Origin of the sequence: Butyricicoccus pullicaecorum DSM 23266 (assembly GCF_900167005.1) — a bacterium.
In the GTDB taxonomy this organism is placed as follows: Bacteria; Bacillota; Clostridia; order Oscillospirales; family Butyricicoccaceae; genus Butyricicoccus; species Butyricicoccus pullicaecorum.
Map to the genome: position 1 here is coordinate 123,670 of NZ_FUXW01000002.1, position 15,041 is coordinate 138,710.

Here is a 15,041-nt window from a genome sequence, read left to right on the forward strand (position 1 = left end):
TTTCAGTCATCGTAATCATCGGCGCCGCCCAGCAGGTTCTCTTTCCAATCACGGTATCTGGGAACTCTGCTGAGGGCTTTATCAAGGAGCCAGAGGACAAAGCCTCCGGCTCCGAAGTAGGCACCGAGCAAGCAAAGGATGAACAGCCCGGTAAACAGGTCTTCACTCATCACAGTCCACCTGCTTTCTCAGCATACGGGCGTACTCGTTGTACGCATGGACGCTCTCACGGTCATTCCAGTCGGTCTGCTTGTGCTTCTCTGCGAGGAGCGCATAGTATTCGTCTCTCGTCATTTCAGTTCCTCCTCGTCGTACATATCGCCGTAATAATCGCCCAGCTCGCTTTCAAACAGCATGTGAATCACGTTGTCACCGTGCTCTTTGCGCAGGGCCTCAAGCTCGCCCTCGGTGTAGAAGTCAAGCAGGGCGGCGTATTCGTCCCGAATATCCTCCGGGACTTTCTTTAGGCTCGGAGCGTCCTCCAACACGAGCGGGTAAGTGCCTCGGCCCCAATCGCCCCAGCCGCCGTAACCGTATCGGCTGAAACGGTAGCTCTCGATGTACTCGTACTGCGGGAAGTCGGGCTTGGCCGCGTCCGCGACAATTTCCACCACTTTCTTCACCGTAGCGTTTAGATGCTTGCGGTCGATGTACTCGTGCTGGGTGTGGGCGTTGTAGTAACCGGACGAGAGGTTCACCGCCGCTACGCCGAGCGCGGGAGCGAGGAGAGAGATGTCGCTGAACGAACCCCATTCCGTTTCAAACCCCTTGCTCGTGATGTACTCCTCAAACTCCGGGTTATCGCAGTCGTAGTAAACGGCGTCGTTCCTGCCCTTGCGGTCAATCTCGACCAGCATTTTCAGGCTTTCCAGCTCTTTCTTTGGGAGTTTCCCTTTCTGGAAACGGGTGCAGAACGCGCTCGCACCAACGCCCCCAACTTCCTCATCACAGGTGAACAGCAGCCACGGCTTTACCGCAGACTGCTCGTAGACCGTCACGAGGGCGTAAACGCCGCAGCGGTCATCGCCGCCGATTCCCTGCGGGGACATCAGGATGCCGCCGTTCTGCGTCTTGCAGATGTGCTTCACAGGGGTCTTGTGAACCGTGTCGAGGTGAGCCACCAGCATAATCGGGGCCTCTCCGCGAACAAGGATATAACTGTTCTTGCAAACCGTCGTGCGGCCTTTGAACCGGTCGCACAACTTGGAAAACAGTTCTTTCTGGGTGGGCATCAGGAAATCTTCTAACTTTTTCATACCGCTTCGTCCTCCTCTTTCTCGTCGATGACGGCTCCGCACTCAGGGCAGGTCCCGTCTTCACATCTCTCAATCATCGTGTCGCAGTGCGGGCAGATTTCGTAAGAATCCATGCAATCCTCACAGACGTAGGCGTGGTCGCCGTCACGCAAGGTAACGAACGTCATTTCCTCTCGGATGTGGTACTCACCGCAGCCCTCGCACTGCTCGTAATATCTGTCGCGGCAGTCCTCGCAGACAAGAACCTCATCGCCACGGGCGTTCACAACCTCCGTCATATTGTCCGTGTGGTGATAATCCTCACATTCGTAGCACTCACTGCAATACTCATCGCGGCAGCTGTCGCAGTAATATCGGTCGTCAATTTCTGTGATGCAGTCGTTCGGCCAATACTCCCCGCAGCACTCGCAGTAGGCAAAGTTCTCATCGCGGCAGTCCTCGCAGACCTCGATCCAATTACCGCGTCTGTCTCTGACGGAATACAATTCCTCGTCAACATATCCCTCACAGCACTCGCAGTAATTACCGCCGCGACCGTCCTTGCAGTCCTCGCAATAAACTCCGTAGCTTGTCTCGCAGCCGCAGGAAACGCAAAGGCCGTAGCTCCCGACAACGAGGCTTCTGAAATCCTCCTCGTGGTCGGCGCGGATGCTCACCTTGCCGTCGAAGTTCTCGTATTCCCAATCGGGATAGCCGCCGAACCCGTCTCCGCGCTCAACGCAGAAACTCTTTTCTCCAACCGTCGGATAGGTCTTCCACAGGTTCGGAACATTTTCCAGCATCGAAATCTCGCGCTGAATGAGGTCGCGGTACAGCTTGGAATCCTCGCTGGCCCCGTAAACGCCCCCGGAGGTGTTATACATCCGGCTCTGCAAAAGCAGCCCGTTCCCCGGTTTGTATGCGAAAACCTGCCGTGTGGTCTTGCGGTTGTTCAGGGTTTCCTTGTCGGCGGGGTCTGCCACGGTGAACGCGATGAACGAAACCTTATCCCGCGCATAGCCCGTGCAGCCGTTGTTGTACTCGTACTCGGTCGAGTTGAACGAATGGCAGCTCGTCAGGGTCGTACCGCGATGGTCGCCTTTCGGATTGCTCATCGTGATGAAATGCGCCGGGTTGATGGAGACGTACAGCTTGAACCCGATTTTCTTCGAGGTCAGCTCGTCCGCAAACTGCGCGTACAGCCTCTGGAAATCGCTGCCCGCCGTTTCATCCGCAACGCCCAGCGCCTGACAAAGCGCCTTGAAAACGCGGCTCTTTTTCTTGTTCGGGGCGTAGGCTTTCGGGGCAAGCTGCTTGATGGCCGCGATACCCTGCTCCTCGTAATTGGGGTCATAGAAAAACCGAATAGCCTCATAAATGAGGTTTCGGTTGTCCGTGCGGTAAATCGCCTCGCTCAAGATGTCAGTCCCCAGCGAGTAGATCCGGTCGGGGTCAGGGTCGTGCGTTCTGGTCCCGTTGATAACCAGAGCGTCAAGATTGGCGTCCCACACGGGAGACTTGCTGAACAGCTCTCGCAGCTCCTGCTTCGCATAGCAGCTGTCGGACGCAAGCTGATTCACAAAGTTCGCTGTGCAATCGTCCATAACGCTCGTCTGGTCGGTGTGCTTGCCGTAATCGCTGATAGCCTGCCAGATATTCTGTTTCGTGCGCTCAATGAGTTCACTCATGTCCATTTTCTTTTAACCTCCTCAGCATTCCGTCGTTGATGTAATTCGCAAAGATCCAGTTGCGGCAGGTTCTCTGCCGGCGGGTGAAGTGTCCCGGCGGGTTCGGGACGTAGCTCTGGAAATCAACCCGCTTGGCGTCCGTAATCGTCAGCCGGATATTGGCGTTGTCCACGAACACCGTCTCGCCCGGAGCGGGAATGAACGCCACGTGTGTGTTCTGGTGGTAATTGAACCCCGCGCTCAACCCGCAGAGGTAATACGCGACCGCTTTGGGATTCTCTTTCACGTCGATGTCGATGAGCGCGTGGGGCTGGTGCAGGGTCCCGTGATAGACCCTGCTGTCCCGATTGCCGATGAAACACTCGGCGCAGCATTTGTAGATGTTCACGGCCTGAATGTCCCTCAGCCAAAAGAACTCGTGGTATCGCTTAACTTCCAATGTCAGGTGCATTATTCAGCCTCCTTTTTCTTTCGCCCGCGCTTCTTCGGCGCGGGTTTTTCTTTGGTCTTTTTCGTAACCGGCTCGCTGACCGCCCAGCTCAACTGGACCTTGAAGCTGCCGTCGCCCATCCGCTCGATGGTGCAGTTCCAGCCGGCGCCATCGGCGACCATCTCGTCCTCCTCGCGGTTGGTGCTCGCCGCAGCGTCCTGGATTTTCGCCAGCATCTCGTCAGCGACGATTTGCAGCGCCTCCGCAGCCTTGAGATATTCGCCCAGCCAATAGGCGGCTTTCTTGTAGCTGCGGACGGTGTAGGTCGCCTCAGCTTGGAGGCGGCCCGTCCCGATCACGATGTCCATGACGTTCTCGTGCTCGACGAAATTCGCCTGTCCGGGTTCGTGAACCTTGACCCAACGGCCCTGTTTCAACTCTGCCATGATTTTGTCCTCCTTGATTTATGTACTTGCCCTGTCATCATCAGGCCGGGTGGGGCAGTTCCCGGCGACGCCCTTTCGGGCGTTTCGACTTAGATTGCTTTCAGCCGCTTTATGTACTCGCGCTCAGATTTGATGTATTCAATGTCGTCCTCACTGGGACCGTTCTCGGATTGAATCAGTTCTTCAATGAACCTGCGCAACGCGCCCTCCATGATGTCGATGATTTTCTTATCCATCTCGAAGTCTCCTTTCTTGACTGTGAGTGTTTTGCTCAAATCCAGCAGACTATTGAGATAACAAAGATTGCAAAAACCGTGATAATCCTTGCTATGGCGCCGCTATTGCTTACAGCCTGCGGAACAGACGCTGGCAGCCAAACGGTTTTGCCGAAACCCGAGATGGCGACCAGCCAGCCGGAGTATCCAGAGGTAAAAGAAACGCCCGTCCAGAATGTGTGGACGGACGAAGAACTTGAGGCTATGGTGCTCACCCTTGCGGGAGAGTGCTATGACGACAAGGAACACGATAAACGCCTTGTCTGTGAAGTGATTCTGAACCGTGTCAGTGATGGCCGGTTTGGAGATTCCGTTTTAGAAGTTGTCTCCGCGCCGAATCAGTTTTCGGGCTATTGGGAGCAGTCCCGTGAGATTACCGAGAACGACTACGACGTGGCGACCGAGGCTCTTGAAGACTGGTATGGAAGCGGATGTGAAGCCCTTTCCGATTACCTGTTCTTTGTGGCCGGTGACAACCGTGAGAACGTATTCCGTTGTGAATACTAATCAATAAATTTCTAAGGAGGACAAAACCATGCTCGAAATGAAACTCACCATCGAGGCGCCCGAACTGGCAAACGCGCTGAACAATCTCGCCGCTGCTCTGGGTGCAAGACCTTTCCCGACCGCACAGCAGGCCCCCGCAGCGGCCTCTACGCAGCCCCAGCCCGTTGTGCCTCAGCAGGCTCCCGCCGCACCTGTGCAGCAGCCTATGCCGGCTCCCGCTCCTGTGGCTCCTATGCCTGCTCCTGCCACCACTGCGCAGCCTAATACGCCCGTGGCCGGCGTACCTCTCGCACAGCCGCCCAAGTACACGGTGGACCAGATTATGGCTGCCGGCGCTCAGCTGATGGACGCAGGCAAGGTGAACGACCTGATGAACCTGCTCCACTCCTTTGGCGTTCAGGCTGTCATGGATCTGAAACCTGAGCAGCTGGGCGCGTTCGCTACCGCTCTGCGTGATATGGGGGCGAAGATTTGAGCGCCCATGCGCTCCTCTCGCCGTCCAGTGCGCACCGCTGGCTGAACTGCCCTCTGGCCCCACGGCTTGAGGCGCAGTTACCTGAAAAGCCAAGCGAGTATGCGAGAGAGGGAACGATTGCGCACAGCATCTGTGAGGTCAGCGCCAAGCTGCACTTCAAGAAAATCAAGAAGACCGAGTACAACAAGGTCGTAAAAAAGTACAAGGCCGATCCGCAGTGGGACGACGAGATGTTGCAGACTGCGGAAACCTATTCCGAGCACCTTGCTGAAAGAGCGATGGGATTCGACAACGAGCCATACATCGCTTTCGAGGTTAAGGTGGACATATCCGATGTGGTCCCCGAAGCCTTTGGCCGATGCGACTGCATCATGTTCGGCGGTGATACTCTCGTCATTACCGACTATAAGCACGGGAAAGGCGTACCTGTTTCCGCGTCGGACAACCCGCAGCTGAAACTCTACGCTCTCGGAGCGTTGAAGCTCTACCAGCCACTTTTCGGCAGCTCGCTGAAAAACGTGGAAATCACCATCGACCAGCCCCGTATCAATCTCTACGACACGTGGGGATGTAGCGTCGAAGACCTGCTCGCTTGGGGCGAGGAAATCAAGCCGAAAGCGATGATGGCCTACATGGGCTTTGGCGAGTACCACGCAGGCAGCTGGTGTCAATTCTGCCGAGCCAACGGCATCTGCAAAGCTCAGGCCGCACAGCAGATTGGGGCGTTCGACGATTTCAAAGACGCGGTTGAGAACCGCAACGTGGCACTTCTCTCCCCTGATGGCATGAGTGATGTGCTTGCACGGGGCAAGGACCTCGTGGCGTGGTATGAGGCCGTGAAGAAGCGGGCGCTTGAGGTCATGCTTAACGGCGAGAAAATCCCCGGCTGGAAAGTTGTCGAGGGCCGCAGCTCCCGTGTTTGGAGCAATCAGGATAAGGCTCTCGATACGCTCATCGAGAACGGTATTGACCGGGCAGTCATTTACGACAGTGTTCCCAAGACACTGGCGCAGCTCGAAAAGGTTCTGGGCAAGAAGAAGTTCGAGGAGCTGGTCGGCGAGTTTGTTGTGAAGCCGCAGGGCAGCCCGACCCTCGCTGATGAGAATGATTCCCGCAAGGAGTTCAGCAGTGCCGCCGCCGATTTTGCGGAGGTGGCTGACAATGGCTCGAAATAAATACCCCGGCTACTGCTATTGCTGCGGCAGTTGGGTAGAACCCGGATATGGACACTTCGAGAGGCACAACGGCGGCTGGCGCATTAAATGCGTGAAATGCGCCAGCGGTCGGGTCCTCACAGAAGATGACCCCGGAGTTAAGTGGGCAAGAAAAACAGTGCAGAGTGAAATCGAAAGGAGAAAAACAGTTATGTATAACAATGTGCCTACGAAAGTTCTGACCGGCGAGGTTCGCCTGTCCTATGTCAATCTCGTGCAGCCGAGGGTGAATAACAACGACCCCACGGCTACCCCCAAGTATTCCGTGACACTGCTTATCCCCAAGACTGACACGGCGGTCAAGCAGAACATCGACGCCAGCATCGAGGCTGCCGCTGCCGATGCGCAGGGCAAGATTTGGAACGGCGTTCGCCCTCCTGTCATGCCTATCCCCATCCATGACGGTGATGGCGTCCGCGAGAACGGTACGCCCTACGGTCCTGAGTGCAAGGGCTGCTGGGTCATTACGGCCAGCTCCAAGAACAAGCCGCAGGTAGTCCACCAGAGCGACATCAACACCGAGCTGCTCCCGCAGGACATTTACAGCGGTATGTACGCCCGCGTGACGATCAACTTCTTCGGCTACAACCGTGCGGGCAAGCGCGGTGTGGGCTGCGGGTTGGGCAACGTGATGAAGACCCGCGACGGCGAGGCACTTGCCGGCGGCGCCAGCGCAGCAGCTGATTTTGCCGGTGTCGGTATGGAGGCCGGCGCTCCCGCTACTCCCGCCTATGGCGCGGCTATGCCAGCCACTCCGGGGCAGATGGCATATCCCAACACGGGTATGCAGCAGCCAAACCCGCTGGGCGTCCAGCCGGGGGCAATCAATCCCTTAACCGGCCAGCCGTACTTTGGATAAATCGAGCAAAGGCGCACGGCCACCCATAAGTGGTCGTGCGCCTTTTTCATTAAGGAGGATAAACGCTATGAAGAAACTGACCTGTCCTGTGTGTGGGACCGAATTCATTCCGCAAATTGCGGATCACTACGTAGCTGTGACCGATAATGCCGGTTCCGGTCTGAGCCGTCTCGCTGGGAGCGCGAAGCCTGAAACCTATTACGACGCTTTTGACTGCCCGCAGTGCGGCTGCCAGCTGCGTCCGAACACTCGTCTGGTGGAGGTTCCTGAAAAGGAGGAAGACCATGAAAAGAGCTGAGATTTTAGAGGCTGCTCGTATCTGCGTCTGCGGGGAACGCCAGCAGGACTACGGCACACCGGAGAACAACTTTGAAACCATCGGTCTGTTGTGGGGCGTCTACTTGCGGGCTGCTCATCCTGAGCTGGCTAAGGTCATGGCTATCAATCACATCAACGCCAAAGACGTGGCTACTATGATGGGGCTGCTAAAGGTAGCTCGAATTGCTACCGGGTACAAGGATGACAACTTTGTGGACCTCGCTGGTTACGCAGCCTGTGCCGGCGAGATTGCAGCCGCTGAGAGAGGAGGCGGCGACCATGACTAACGGTGTATTCCGAATCGAATATCCGACAGGTTATATGGAGCTGAATGTCAGAGAGTTCTTCGCCAACGCGAATAAGAAGCGGATGACAAAGGTTCTCAAGCTGGCGAAGCAATATTGCAGCGACATCCGCAGGGAAGAACTTATCAGCACAATGCGGTCTGAGGTTGACCGGCTGAACGAAGTGGTTAAGAAGCTGGAAAGTCTGAGACTGTCCGAACAATATCATCTGCTGGCATTCTTCCCGCAGGCGCGGATTGAGCCGTCCAGTTATGAAAAAGCCTTGCGCCGGCAGAGGGATAAACTCGCAGAGAGCGTGGCTCTGATTAAGGACGAGAGGTGGGACGGATGACGCATATCTCGATTGATATTGAAACATACAGCAGCGTCCCTATCGCAAAGGCCGGGGCGTACAAGTACGTGCAAAGCCCTGACTTTGAGGTTCTGCTGTTCGCATACAGCGTAGATGGTAGCCCTGTGGAAATCGTGGATCTGGCGCAGGGAGAGCTGCTGCCGGAATGGTTGTTTGACGCTCTGAGTAATCCCGCTTACATCAAACACGCCTACAATGCGGCGTTCGAGTGGTACTGTCTCTCAAAGTTCTGTGGGCGTCTGCTGCCGGTGGACCAATGGCGGGACACGATGCTTCACGGCCTCTACTGCGGCTATACGGCGGGCTTGGACGCAACCGGCAAGGCTCTGGGCCTCCCCGCCGAAAAGCAGAAGCTCTCGGTCGGCAAAGCGCTTATCCGCTATTTCTGCGTCCCCTGCGCCGCCACGCAAAGCAACGGCGGCAGGACACGGAATCTCCCCAAGCATGACCCTGATAAGTGGGAGCTGTTCAAGACTTACTGCAAGGGCGATGTTACGACCGAAATGGAGATTGACCGCAGGCTGTCGAACTTCCCTGTCCCTGCGGACATCGAGAAGCAGTGGCAGACCGACCTCCTCATCAACGCGAGGGGCGTTGCGGTAGATATGCAGATGGTGCGCGGGGCGTTGGAAATCGACGCCGCCTCCCGCGATAAGCTGACGGCAGAAGCTGTCTCCATCACCGGCCTTGAGAATCCGAACAGCGTGTCACAGCTCAGCAAATGGCTTGAGACCAACACGAACCAGCCGGTGGGCGACCTGCGGAAAGACACGGTTGCGGCGATGCTTGACAGCAAAGTCGTGACCGGTCCCGCAGAGAGAATGTTGGAGATTCGTCAGGAGCTTGGCAAGACCAGCACGAAAAAGTATGACGCTATCGAGGCTGCTGTGTGCGGCGATGGGCGTGTCCGGGGGCTGCTTCAATTCTACGGAGCGAACCGCACCGGCAGATGGGCGGGACGGCTCGTGCAGGTGCAGAACCTACCGAGGACCTACATCGACATGAAAACGCTCCCGTGGGCGCGGAGCGCGGTTAAGGAGCGAAGCGCCGATAAGCTGCGGTGTATGTACGGCTCTGTGCCTGATACTCTCTCGCAGCTCATCAGGACATCGTTTATAGCGTCCAAAGGCAACACCTTAATCGACGCGGATTTCAGCGCCATCGAAGCACGGGTTATTTCGTGGCTGGCGGGAGAGCAGTGGCGGCTCGAAGTATTCAGGACGCACGGCAAAATTTACGAGGCGTCTGCCAGTCAGATGTTCGGGGTCCCGATTGACCGAATCAAAAAAGGGAATCCCGAATACGAGCTGCGGCAGAAAGGCAAGGTCGCTGAACTCGCCCTCGGCTATCAAGGCAGCACGGGCGCACTGATTGCGATGGGCGCTCTGCGAATGGGCATACCCGAAGATGACCTACCGGACATCGTTTCTCGCTGGCGTGACGCAAACAGGCGCATTGTGGACCTGTGGTACGCTGTGGAGAACGCAGCGGTATCAGTCATTCAGACGGGACGGCCTGCGGGCGTGAGGAACCTCATCTTCGCCCGCGAGATGGACATTGAACACGGGGTGGACTTCCTGACAATAACACTGCCGAGCCGCAGAAAGCTGTACTACGCAAACCCGCAGCTCGGCGTAAACTCGTGGGACAAGCCCTCCATCTTATATAGCGGCGTGAACCAGACAACCAAGCAGTGGACGCAGCTTGAAACCTACGGTGGCAAGCTGGTGGAGAACTGCATTCAGGCAATCGCTCGCGACTGTCTTGCGCTTGCGATTGAGCATTTGGAGGCCGCCGGGTATCAGGTGGTGTTCCATGTGCATGACGAAGTTGTGATAGATTGTCCTGCCGACCGAGCGGATCTGGACGATGTGGTGCGGCTGATGACGCAGCCCATTCCGTGGGCGCCGGATTTGCCGCTGAACGCAGATGGCTGGGTTGGGGACTTCTTTAGAAAGGATTGACGATATGACAAGAAAAGACAGAGAGGAAAACCCCGGCGAATCCTTTGACGGCGGTTATCACCTCTACGCAAAAGAGCAGCACGATGCGCGTGTTGCAAAGAACTCCGACCGGATTCAGTACGCCATAGATCAGTTCCAGCGGAACAACATCGAGTTCGTGCTGAAAAACGCCCAGACCGGCCATTTCCACTGCCGCCGGCAGTCGGATGATAAGCTGTTTCAGTTCTGGGCGGGAACCGGCAAAATCAAGGGCTACGACTATGTTCGCGGCATCCACGCGCTGATTAAGCTGCTCAAAAGGTAGGTGAGATTATGGCGCACGATAAGAAACCACATCTCTATAAGAACTCGGAGGGCTACAACGACCCGACTGTGGGCGAGGCGATGAGCAACATCGAGGCCGAGGAGCGCCGGGTGCTTGAGCGGATAAGCGCACTCATCCCGATTATGAAGAAGACCGCTGAACTCGTCGGTTTCGAGGTGGTCGGGCGCATAATCCTCATGGATAAGGAAACCGGCAAGAAGTACAAGTAAAGGAGGGCTGGGCTTAATGCAATACGACAGAGAGATAACGATAACTGTCGGCAACAACCGAAAAAGTGTAAACTGGCAGCCCCAGTCCATCATGCTGTCAGAGTTCTACGAGAAGCTCAGGATTCCGAACCGCTCTACCGAGACTATGCAGGAATACCTGAACCTGAAAAAGTCGGAGCAGGACGATAAAAAGGACATCGGCGGGTTCGTCGCCGGTACGCTGTCCGGCCCGCGCCGCAGAGCGGGGGCCGTGACAGGGCGTGACATCATCACGCTGGATTTCGACACGATACCGCCGGGAGGCACAGATGAAATCCTGAAACGGGTAGACGGGCTTGGGTGCGGCTACTGCATCTATTCCACACGCAAGCACTCGCCCGCAAGCCCCCGTCTCAGGATATTAGTCCCTTTTGACCGGACGGTCACTGCGGACGAATATGAGCCGTCTGCGCGGTTTGTGGCGTCCCTTATCGGCATAGAGTTCGCGGACCCGACCACGTTTGAGGCCACACGCCTGATGTATTGGCCGAGCTGCTGCTATGACAGCGACTATGTGTTTACCTTTAGCGACAAGCCGCTGCTTGACGCTGACGGGCTGCTGCACATGATTGACGAACGGCTTGGGGACTGGCGGGACGTGTCGAAATGGCCGCAGGTTCCGGGCGCGGATAACGCCTATAAGAAGCTGGCGATGAAGCAGAGCGATCCTCTGAGCAAGGCAGGCGTGGTGGGCGCATTCTGCCGCACATACGACATCTACGGTGCGATGGACACCTACCTCGACGGTATTTACGAGCCGGTGGACAATTCACGCGGGCGTTTTACCTACCTCGGAGGAACGACAACAGGCGGCGCTGTGGTGTACGACAACGGGATGTTCCTCTATTCCCACCACTCCACCGACCCCTGCTGCGGCAGGCTTGTGAATGCGTTCGATTTGGTGCGTATGCACAAGTTCGGGGAGATGGACGACGGGGCTGACCCGAATACGCCCACGAACCGGCTGCCATCGTATGCGGCGATGTGCAACCTCGCCATTGAGGACCCAAAGGTCTCACGGCAGCTGGCAAAGGAACGGGCTGATTCTGCGGTCAGCGATTTTCAGGGACTGAACGAGGCGCCGGCTGCCGAAGCCGAGAACTTCGACTGGACGATGGACTTGGAGCTGAACAAGCAGACCGGTACGATAAAGGCCACCATCGACAATATCTGGCTGATTCTTGAGAACGACCCGCTGCTCAAAGGCAAGTTCGCCTTAAATGAGTTTGCGGGGCGCGGAGAGATCCTCGGCGACCTGCCGTGGAGCGCCTTTGAGAAGCGGCGCGGCTGGACAGACAATGACAATCAGGGGCTGTACTGGTACTTCGAGAAAGTCTATAAAATCACAGGCAACGGGAAAATCGACGGCGCGCTGTCCCTGCACAGCGAGAAGCACAAGTTCAACGATGTGCGCAACTACCTCTCATCCCTGACGTGGGACGGCATTTCCCGCCTCGATTCCCTGCTGATTGACTATCTCGGCGCGGAGGATAAGCCTTATGTGCGGGCGGTCACGAGAAAGGCTTTCACGGCGGCCGTGGCGCGGGCTATGGAGCCGGGGTGCAAATATGACACCATGCTTATCCTTACGGGGCCGCAGGGCATCGGAAAGTCCACGCTGCTGGACCGGATGAGCAAGGGCTGGTTCAACGACGGCATCAGGACATTCGAGGGCAAGGAGGCAAGCGAGCTGCTGCAAGGCGTGTGGCTGGTGGAAATCGGCGAGCTGGACGCTTTCAGACGGACAGATGAAGCCCGCATCAAGCAGTTCCTCAGCCTGCGTTCTGACCGATTCAGGGCGGCCTACGGGCGGCACGTAAAGGATATACCGCGATGCTGTGTGTTCTTCGGCACGACGAATACCCCTGTGTTCCTGCGGGACAAGACGGGCAATCGCCGGTTCTGGCCTGTGGATGTGGGGGTGGTCCCACGCACGAAAACGGTATGGCGGGACCTCGATGACGAGCTGGACCAGATTTGGGCTGAGGCAGTTATGCGCTGGCGGCTGGGAGAAACGCTGTACCTGACAGGCGAGTTGGAGGAGCTGGCGAGAGCCGAGCAGGAAGATCACAGAGAGGTTAGCAGCAAGGAGGGCATCGTCCTTGACTTCGTTGAGAAGCTGGTCCCAGAGGACTGGCAGAAGTGGTCGCTGGACAAGAGGCGGCTGTTCCTCAACGGCACAGTCGAGGGGTCTGCAAACCTTGTAAAGCGGGACCGCGTGTGTGCGCTGGAAGTCTGGTGCGAGGCGTTCGGCGGTCAGCCAAAGGATTTCAAGTATGCCGAGGCGACCGAGATAAACGACATTCTTCGGTCTATGCCGGGGTGGGAAAAGTCCTCGAACGGGCTGCGGTTTGGCTACTGCGGATACCAGCGTGGGTTCCTCCGTCGCTGAAACATTGGGGATGAAACATCTGGGGCTGATTTCACCATAAGTCTAACATCAGGAAAAATTAGAGAAGTTTAGGCGGGAAATTCAACCCAATGTTTCACCCCTTGAATGTTTCAATGTATCGGCCAATGTTTCACCAATGTTTCGGCTAAAACCCGCACCGTTACTGGCTTTTTGAGCTTTTGAAACATTGAAACATTCATTCTTAATAGAGAGAGAAAATAGGGATATTAGAAAGGATTTAGAATTATAGTCGCACGACTTACGCGCCTAAAGCGCCTAACGCGCCTATACGCGCGTAAAGTATAGAAACACCAATGTTTCAGGAGGAAAACATGAATGAAAGTCGAATTGAACGCCGTCTTGTTGATGGCGTGAAGAAGTTGGGAGGTATGTGCCTAAAGTTCGTAAGTCCCGGCACACCGGGCGTTCCTGACAGGCTCATCATCACTCCAACTGGACGAATCATTTTCGCAGAGCTGAAAACCGAAACCGGCCGCTTGGCGAAGATCCAGCGGTACACGATTGGAGAGATGCAAAAGCGCGGCGCCGATGTGCGCGTGGTAAAAGGCATCGACGAGGTTATGCGGCTGCTTGCGGAAATTGAGGGAGGTGGGGGCCAATGAAGTTTGTCCCTTATCCGTATCAGCAGTATTGCATTGACAGCATTATTTATAACAGGGCCGTCGGCTTATTCCTCGACATGGGCTTGGGCAAGACGGTTATTACCCTGACCGCCATTCACGACCTGCGGTATAACAGATGGGAGGTTTCAAAGCCCCTCATCATCGCGCCGAAAAAGGTTGCCGAGGCCACGTGGACTACGGAGGCAAAGAAGTGGGAGCACCTGAAAATGATGAGGGTCGTCCCTGTTCTCGGTACAGCTCAGCAACGCATCCGTGCTTTGGCTACGCCTGCGGATGTCTATGTGGTGAATCGTGAGAACGTGCAGTGGCTGGTCGAGCATTTCAAAAATGCGTGGCCGTTTGACATGGTGGTACTGGATGAAAGTTCCAGTTTCAAGAACTCCCAGAGCAAGCGGTTCAAATCCTTGAAGCTGGTGCGCAGCCGAATAAAGCGCATCGTGGAGCTGACGGGTACTCCGTCCAGCAACGGGCTTGAGGATTTGTGGGCGCAGATTTATCTCTTGGACGGCGGCGCACGGTTGGGCAAGACCCTCGGCGCTTATCGGGACAAATACTTCGTCCCCGGCAGGAGAAACCGCACGACAATTTTCAATTACTCGCCAAAGGACGGCAGTTTCGAGATGATTAAGCAGGCCATCAGCGACATCTGCATCAGCATGAAAGCAGCGGACTACCTGACCTTGCCTGATATGCTGGTGAACAATGTGCCGGTAGCTCTTGACGCTGCGGCGGCAAAAGCCTACGCACAGCTTGAGACGGAGCTGCTTTTGCAGGTGGACGAGGACACGATAACCGCCGGCAGTGCGGGAGTTCTGACAGGAAAGCTCTTGCAGCTTTGCAACGGGGCGATCTACAACGAGAACAAAACGGCGGTCAAAGTCCACGACTGTAAAATCGACGCTTTCTTGGAGTTGATTGAGCAGCTGCACGGGCAACACGCCCTTGTGTTCTACAACTTCCAGCACGACCGGGACAGGCTGGTCGAGGCTTTGGCAAAATACGACCTGCGCGTCAGGGTTTATTCTCAAGCGAAAGACGAGCAGGATTGGAACAACGGAGAAATCGACATCTTACTTGCGCACCCCGCGAGCTGCGGCTACGGCCTGAATTTACAGCGCGGCGGCCATCACGCCATCTGGTTCGGGCTGACGTGGAGCTTGGAGCAGTACGAGCAGGCAAACAAGCGCCTGCATCGTCAGGGGCAGGAGCATCCGGTCATCATCCACCACCTGATTGTGCAGGGCGGCATGGATGAGCAGGTAGTCGAGGCTCTCGAAAACAAGGGCGATATGCAAAACGCCCTGATGGACGCCTTGCGAGTGCGTATCAGTAAACTTCGCAGTTAAAAAAGGAGGTGCGTGGCG

Annotated in this window: 20 protein-coding genes; 13 read left to right on the forward strand and 7 right to left on the reverse strand. The window is 56.3% G+C overall.

Annotated elements, in window-relative coordinates:
• Nucleotides 1-2: 2 nt before the first annotated feature.
• The 7 genes from B5D52_RS16055 to B5D52_RS16060 all read right to left on the reverse strand — a co-directional run bounded on the left by B5D52_RS16055 (nucleotide 3) and on the right by B5D52_RS16060 (nucleotide 4,035).
• Nucleotides 3-170, reverse strand: coding sequence for a hypothetical protein (locus tag B5D52_RS16055; protein WP_016146434.1), 168 nt, complete (start codon nucleotides 168-170; stop codon nucleotides 3-5).
• The gene (locus B5D52_RS16680) at nucleotides 163-294 is read right to left on the reverse strand and encodes a hypothetical protein (RefSeq protein ID WP_016146435.1); all 132 of its coding nucleotides are present in this window, start codon (nucleotides 292-294) and stop codon (nucleotides 163-165) included. Before B5D52_RS16680 ends, B5D52_RS16055 begins: the two co-directional genes overlap by 8 nt.
• Nucleotides 291-1,256: a zinc-binding metallopeptidase family protein gene (locus B5D52_RS04670; RefSeq protein ID WP_016146436.1), complete on the reverse strand. Its 966-nt coding sequence runs from the start codon at nucleotides 1,254-1,256 to the stop codon at nucleotides 291-293. Before B5D52_RS04670 ends, B5D52_RS16680 begins: the two co-directional genes overlap by 4 nt.
• Nucleotides 1,253-2,923 carry a hypothetical protein gene (locus B5D52_RS04675; protein WP_207651146.1) on the reverse strand — a complete coding sequence of 557 codons (1,671 nt, stop codon included), beginning with the start codon at nucleotides 2,921-2,923 and terminating at the stop codon, nucleotides 1,253-1,255. Before B5D52_RS04675 ends, B5D52_RS04670 begins: the two co-directional genes overlap by 4 nt.
• Complete coding sequence (locus tag B5D52_RS04680) at nucleotides 2,916-3,374, reverse strand: hypothetical protein (RefSeq protein ID WP_016146438.1); 459 nt, start codon at nucleotides 3,372-3,374, stop codon at nucleotides 2,916-2,918. The genes B5D52_RS04675 and B5D52_RS04680 overlap by 8 nt, the downstream gene beginning before the upstream one ends.
• Complete coding sequence (locus B5D52_RS04685; protein WP_016146439.1) at nucleotides 3,374-3,799, reverse strand: hypothetical protein; 426 nt, start codon at nucleotides 3,797-3,799, stop codon at nucleotides 3,374-3,376. The genes B5D52_RS04680 and B5D52_RS04685 overlap by 1 nt, the downstream gene beginning before the upstream one ends.
• An 89-nt stretch (nucleotides 3,800-3,888) precedes the next feature.
• Nucleotides 3,889-4,035, reverse strand: a complete 147-nt coding sequence (locus tag B5D52_RS16060) for a hypothetical protein (protein WP_016146440.1) — start codon at nucleotides 4,033-4,035, stop codon at nucleotides 3,889-3,891.
• A gap of 93 nt (nucleotides 4,036-4,128) precedes the next feature.
• Between B5D52_RS16060 and B5D52_RS16065 the strand changes: the two genes are divergently transcribed.
• The 13 genes from B5D52_RS16065 (at nucleotide 4,129) to B5D52_RS04750 (ending at nucleotide 15,023) form a co-directional block, all read left to right on the forward strand.
• Nucleotides 4,129-4,581, forward strand: coding sequence for a cell wall hydrolase (locus tag B5D52_RS16065; protein ID WP_016146441.1), 453 nt, complete (start codon nucleotides 4,129-4,131; stop codon nucleotides 4,579-4,581).
• Between the two features lie 28 nt (nucleotides 4,582-4,609).
• On the forward strand, nucleotides 4,610-5,056 hold the full coding sequence (locus B5D52_RS04695; RefSeq protein WP_016146442.1) for a hypothetical protein: 447 nt from the start codon (nucleotides 4,610-4,612) through the stop codon (nucleotides 5,054-5,056).
• Nucleotides 5,053-6,231, forward strand: coding sequence for a DUF2800 domain-containing protein (locus B5D52_RS04700; RefSeq protein ID WP_016146443.1), 1,179 nt, complete (start codon nucleotides 5,053-5,055; stop codon nucleotides 6,229-6,231). The genes B5D52_RS04695 and B5D52_RS04700 overlap by 4 nt, the downstream gene beginning before the upstream one ends.
• A gap of 190 nt (nucleotides 6,232-6,421) precedes the next feature.
• Complete coding sequence (locus tag B5D52_RS04705) at nucleotides 6,422-7,129, forward strand: DUF2815 family protein (RefSeq protein ID WP_016146444.1); 708 nt, start codon at nucleotides 6,422-6,424, stop codon at nucleotides 7,127-7,129.
• 67 nt (nucleotides 7,130-7,196) lie between these two features.
• Complete coding sequence (locus B5D52_RS04710; RefSeq protein WP_016146445.1) at nucleotides 7,197-7,427, forward strand: hypothetical protein; 231 nt, start codon at nucleotides 7,197-7,199, stop codon at nucleotides 7,425-7,427.
• Complete coding sequence (locus B5D52_RS04715) at nucleotides 7,414-7,734, forward strand: DUF6378 domain-containing protein (RefSeq protein ID WP_016146446.1); 321 nt, start codon at nucleotides 7,414-7,416, stop codon at nucleotides 7,732-7,734. Before B5D52_RS04710 ends, B5D52_RS04715 begins: the two co-directional genes overlap by 14 nt.
• Nucleotides 7,727-8,083 carry a hypothetical protein gene (locus B5D52_RS04720; protein ID WP_016146447.1) on the forward strand — a complete coding sequence of 119 codons (357 nt, stop codon included), beginning with the start codon at nucleotides 7,727-7,729 and terminating at the stop codon, nucleotides 8,081-8,083. The genes B5D52_RS04715 and B5D52_RS04720 overlap by 8 nt, the downstream gene beginning before the upstream one ends.
• Nucleotides 8,080-10,068, forward strand: a complete 1,989-nt coding sequence (locus B5D52_RS04725; protein WP_016146448.1) for a DNA polymerase — start codon at nucleotides 8,080-8,082, stop codon at nucleotides 10,066-10,068. Before B5D52_RS04720 ends, B5D52_RS04725 begins: the two co-directional genes overlap by 4 nt.
• Before the next feature lie 4 nt (nucleotides 10,069-10,072).
• Nucleotides 10,073-10,372, forward strand: a complete 300-nt coding sequence (locus B5D52_RS04730) for a hypothetical protein (protein WP_016146449.1) — start codon at nucleotides 10,073-10,075, stop codon at nucleotides 10,370-10,372.
• Nucleotides 10,373-10,380: 8 nt separating this feature from the next.
• Nucleotides 10,381-10,602, forward strand: coding sequence for a hypothetical protein (locus B5D52_RS04735; protein WP_016146450.1), 222 nt, complete (start codon nucleotides 10,381-10,383; stop codon nucleotides 10,600-10,602).
• Nucleotides 10,603-10,618: 16 nt separating this feature from the next.
• Entirely contained in the window at nucleotides 10,619-13,033 is a 2,415-nt protein-coding gene (locus B5D52_RS04740; RefSeq protein ID WP_016146451.1) for a virulence-associated E family protein, read from the forward strand.
• A gap of 332 nt (nucleotides 13,034-13,365) precedes the next feature.
• Nucleotides 13,366-13,656, forward strand: coding sequence for a PDDEXK family nuclease (locus tag B5D52_RS04745; RefSeq protein ID WP_016146452.1), 291 nt, complete (start codon nucleotides 13,366-13,368; stop codon nucleotides 13,654-13,656).
• On the forward strand, nucleotides 13,653-15,023 hold the full coding sequence (locus B5D52_RS04750) for a DEAD/DEAH box helicase (RefSeq protein ID WP_016146453.1): 1,371 nt from the start codon (nucleotides 13,653-13,655) through the stop codon (nucleotides 15,021-15,023). The genes B5D52_RS04745 and B5D52_RS04750 overlap by 4 nt, the downstream gene beginning before the upstream one ends.
• Nucleotides 15,024-15,041: the final 18 nt, after the last annotated feature.

Excerpts from the sequence above, each read along its gene's own strand:
- B5D52_RS04710 (WP_016146445.1), top strand. The coding sequence starts at position 7,197 with ATGAAGAAACTGACCTGTCCTGTGTGTGGGACCGAATTCATTCCGCAA.
- B5D52_RS04685 (WP_016146439.1), bottom strand. The coding sequence starts at position 3,799 with ATGGCAGAGTTGAAACAGGGCCGTTGGGTCAAGGTTCACGAACCCGGA.
- B5D52_RS16680 (WP_016146435.1), bottom strand. The coding sequence starts at position 294 with ATGACGAGAGACGAATACTATGCGCTCCTCGCAGAGAAGCACAAGCAG.
- B5D52_RS04730 (WP_016146449.1), top strand. The coding sequence starts at position 10,073 with ATGACAAGAAAAGACAGAGAGGAAAACCCCGGCGAATCCTTTGACGGC.
- B5D52_RS04740 (WP_016146451.1), top strand. The coding sequence starts at position 10,619 with ATGCAATACGACAGAGAGATAACGATAACTGTCGGCAACAACCGAAAA.
- B5D52_RS16060 (WP_016146440.1), bottom strand. The coding sequence starts at position 4,035 with ATGGATAAGAAAATCATCGACATCATGGAGGGCGCGTTGCGCAGGTTC.
- B5D52_RS04695 (WP_016146442.1), top strand. The coding sequence starts at position 4,610 with ATGCTCGAAATGAAACTCACCATCGAGGCGCCCGAACTGGCAAACGCG.
- B5D52_RS04745 (WP_016146452.1), top strand. The coding sequence starts at position 13,366 with ATGAATGAAAGTCGAATTGAACGCCGTCTTGTTGATGGCGTGAAGAAG.
- B5D52_RS04725 (WP_016146448.1), top strand. The coding sequence starts at position 8,080 with ATGACGCATATCTCGATTGATATTGAAACATACAGCAGCGTCCCTATC.
- B5D52_RS04750 (WP_016146453.1), top strand. The coding sequence starts at position 13,653 with ATGAAGTTTGTCCCTTATCCGTATCAGCAGTATTGCATTGACAGCATT.
- B5D52_RS04735 (WP_016146450.1), top strand. The coding sequence starts at position 10,381 with ATGGCGCACGATAAGAAACCACATCTCTATAAGAACTCGGAGGGCTAC.
- B5D52_RS04715 (WP_016146446.1), top strand. The coding sequence starts at position 7,414 with ATGAAAAGAGCTGAGATTTTAGAGGCTGCTCGTATCTGCGTCTGCGGG.
- B5D52_RS16055 (WP_016146434.1), bottom strand. The coding sequence starts at position 170 with ATGAGTGAAGACCTGTTTACCGGGCTGTTCATCCTTTGCTTGCTCGGT.
- B5D52_RS04670 (WP_016146436.1), bottom strand. The coding sequence starts at position 1,256 with ATGAAAAAGTTAGAAGATTTCCTGATGCCCACCCAGAAAGAACTGTTT.
- B5D52_RS04705 (WP_016146444.1), top strand. The coding sequence starts at position 6,422 with ATGTATAACAATGTGCCTACGAAAGTTCTGACCGGCGAGGTTCGCCTG.
- B5D52_RS16065 (WP_016146441.1), top strand. The coding sequence starts at position 4,129 with ATGGCGCCGCTATTGCTTACAGCCTGCGGAACAGACGCTGGCAGCCAA.
- B5D52_RS04680 (WP_016146438.1), bottom strand. The coding sequence starts at position 3,374 with ATGCACCTGACATTGGAAGTTAAGCGATACCACGAGTTCTTTTGGCTG.
- B5D52_RS04675 (WP_207651146.1), bottom strand. The coding sequence starts at position 2,923 with ATGAGTGAACTCATTGAGCGCACGAAACAGAATATCTGGCAGGCTATC.
- B5D52_RS04720 (WP_016146447.1), top strand. The coding sequence starts at position 7,727 with ATGACTAACGGTGTATTCCGAATCGAATATCCGACAGGTTATATGGAG.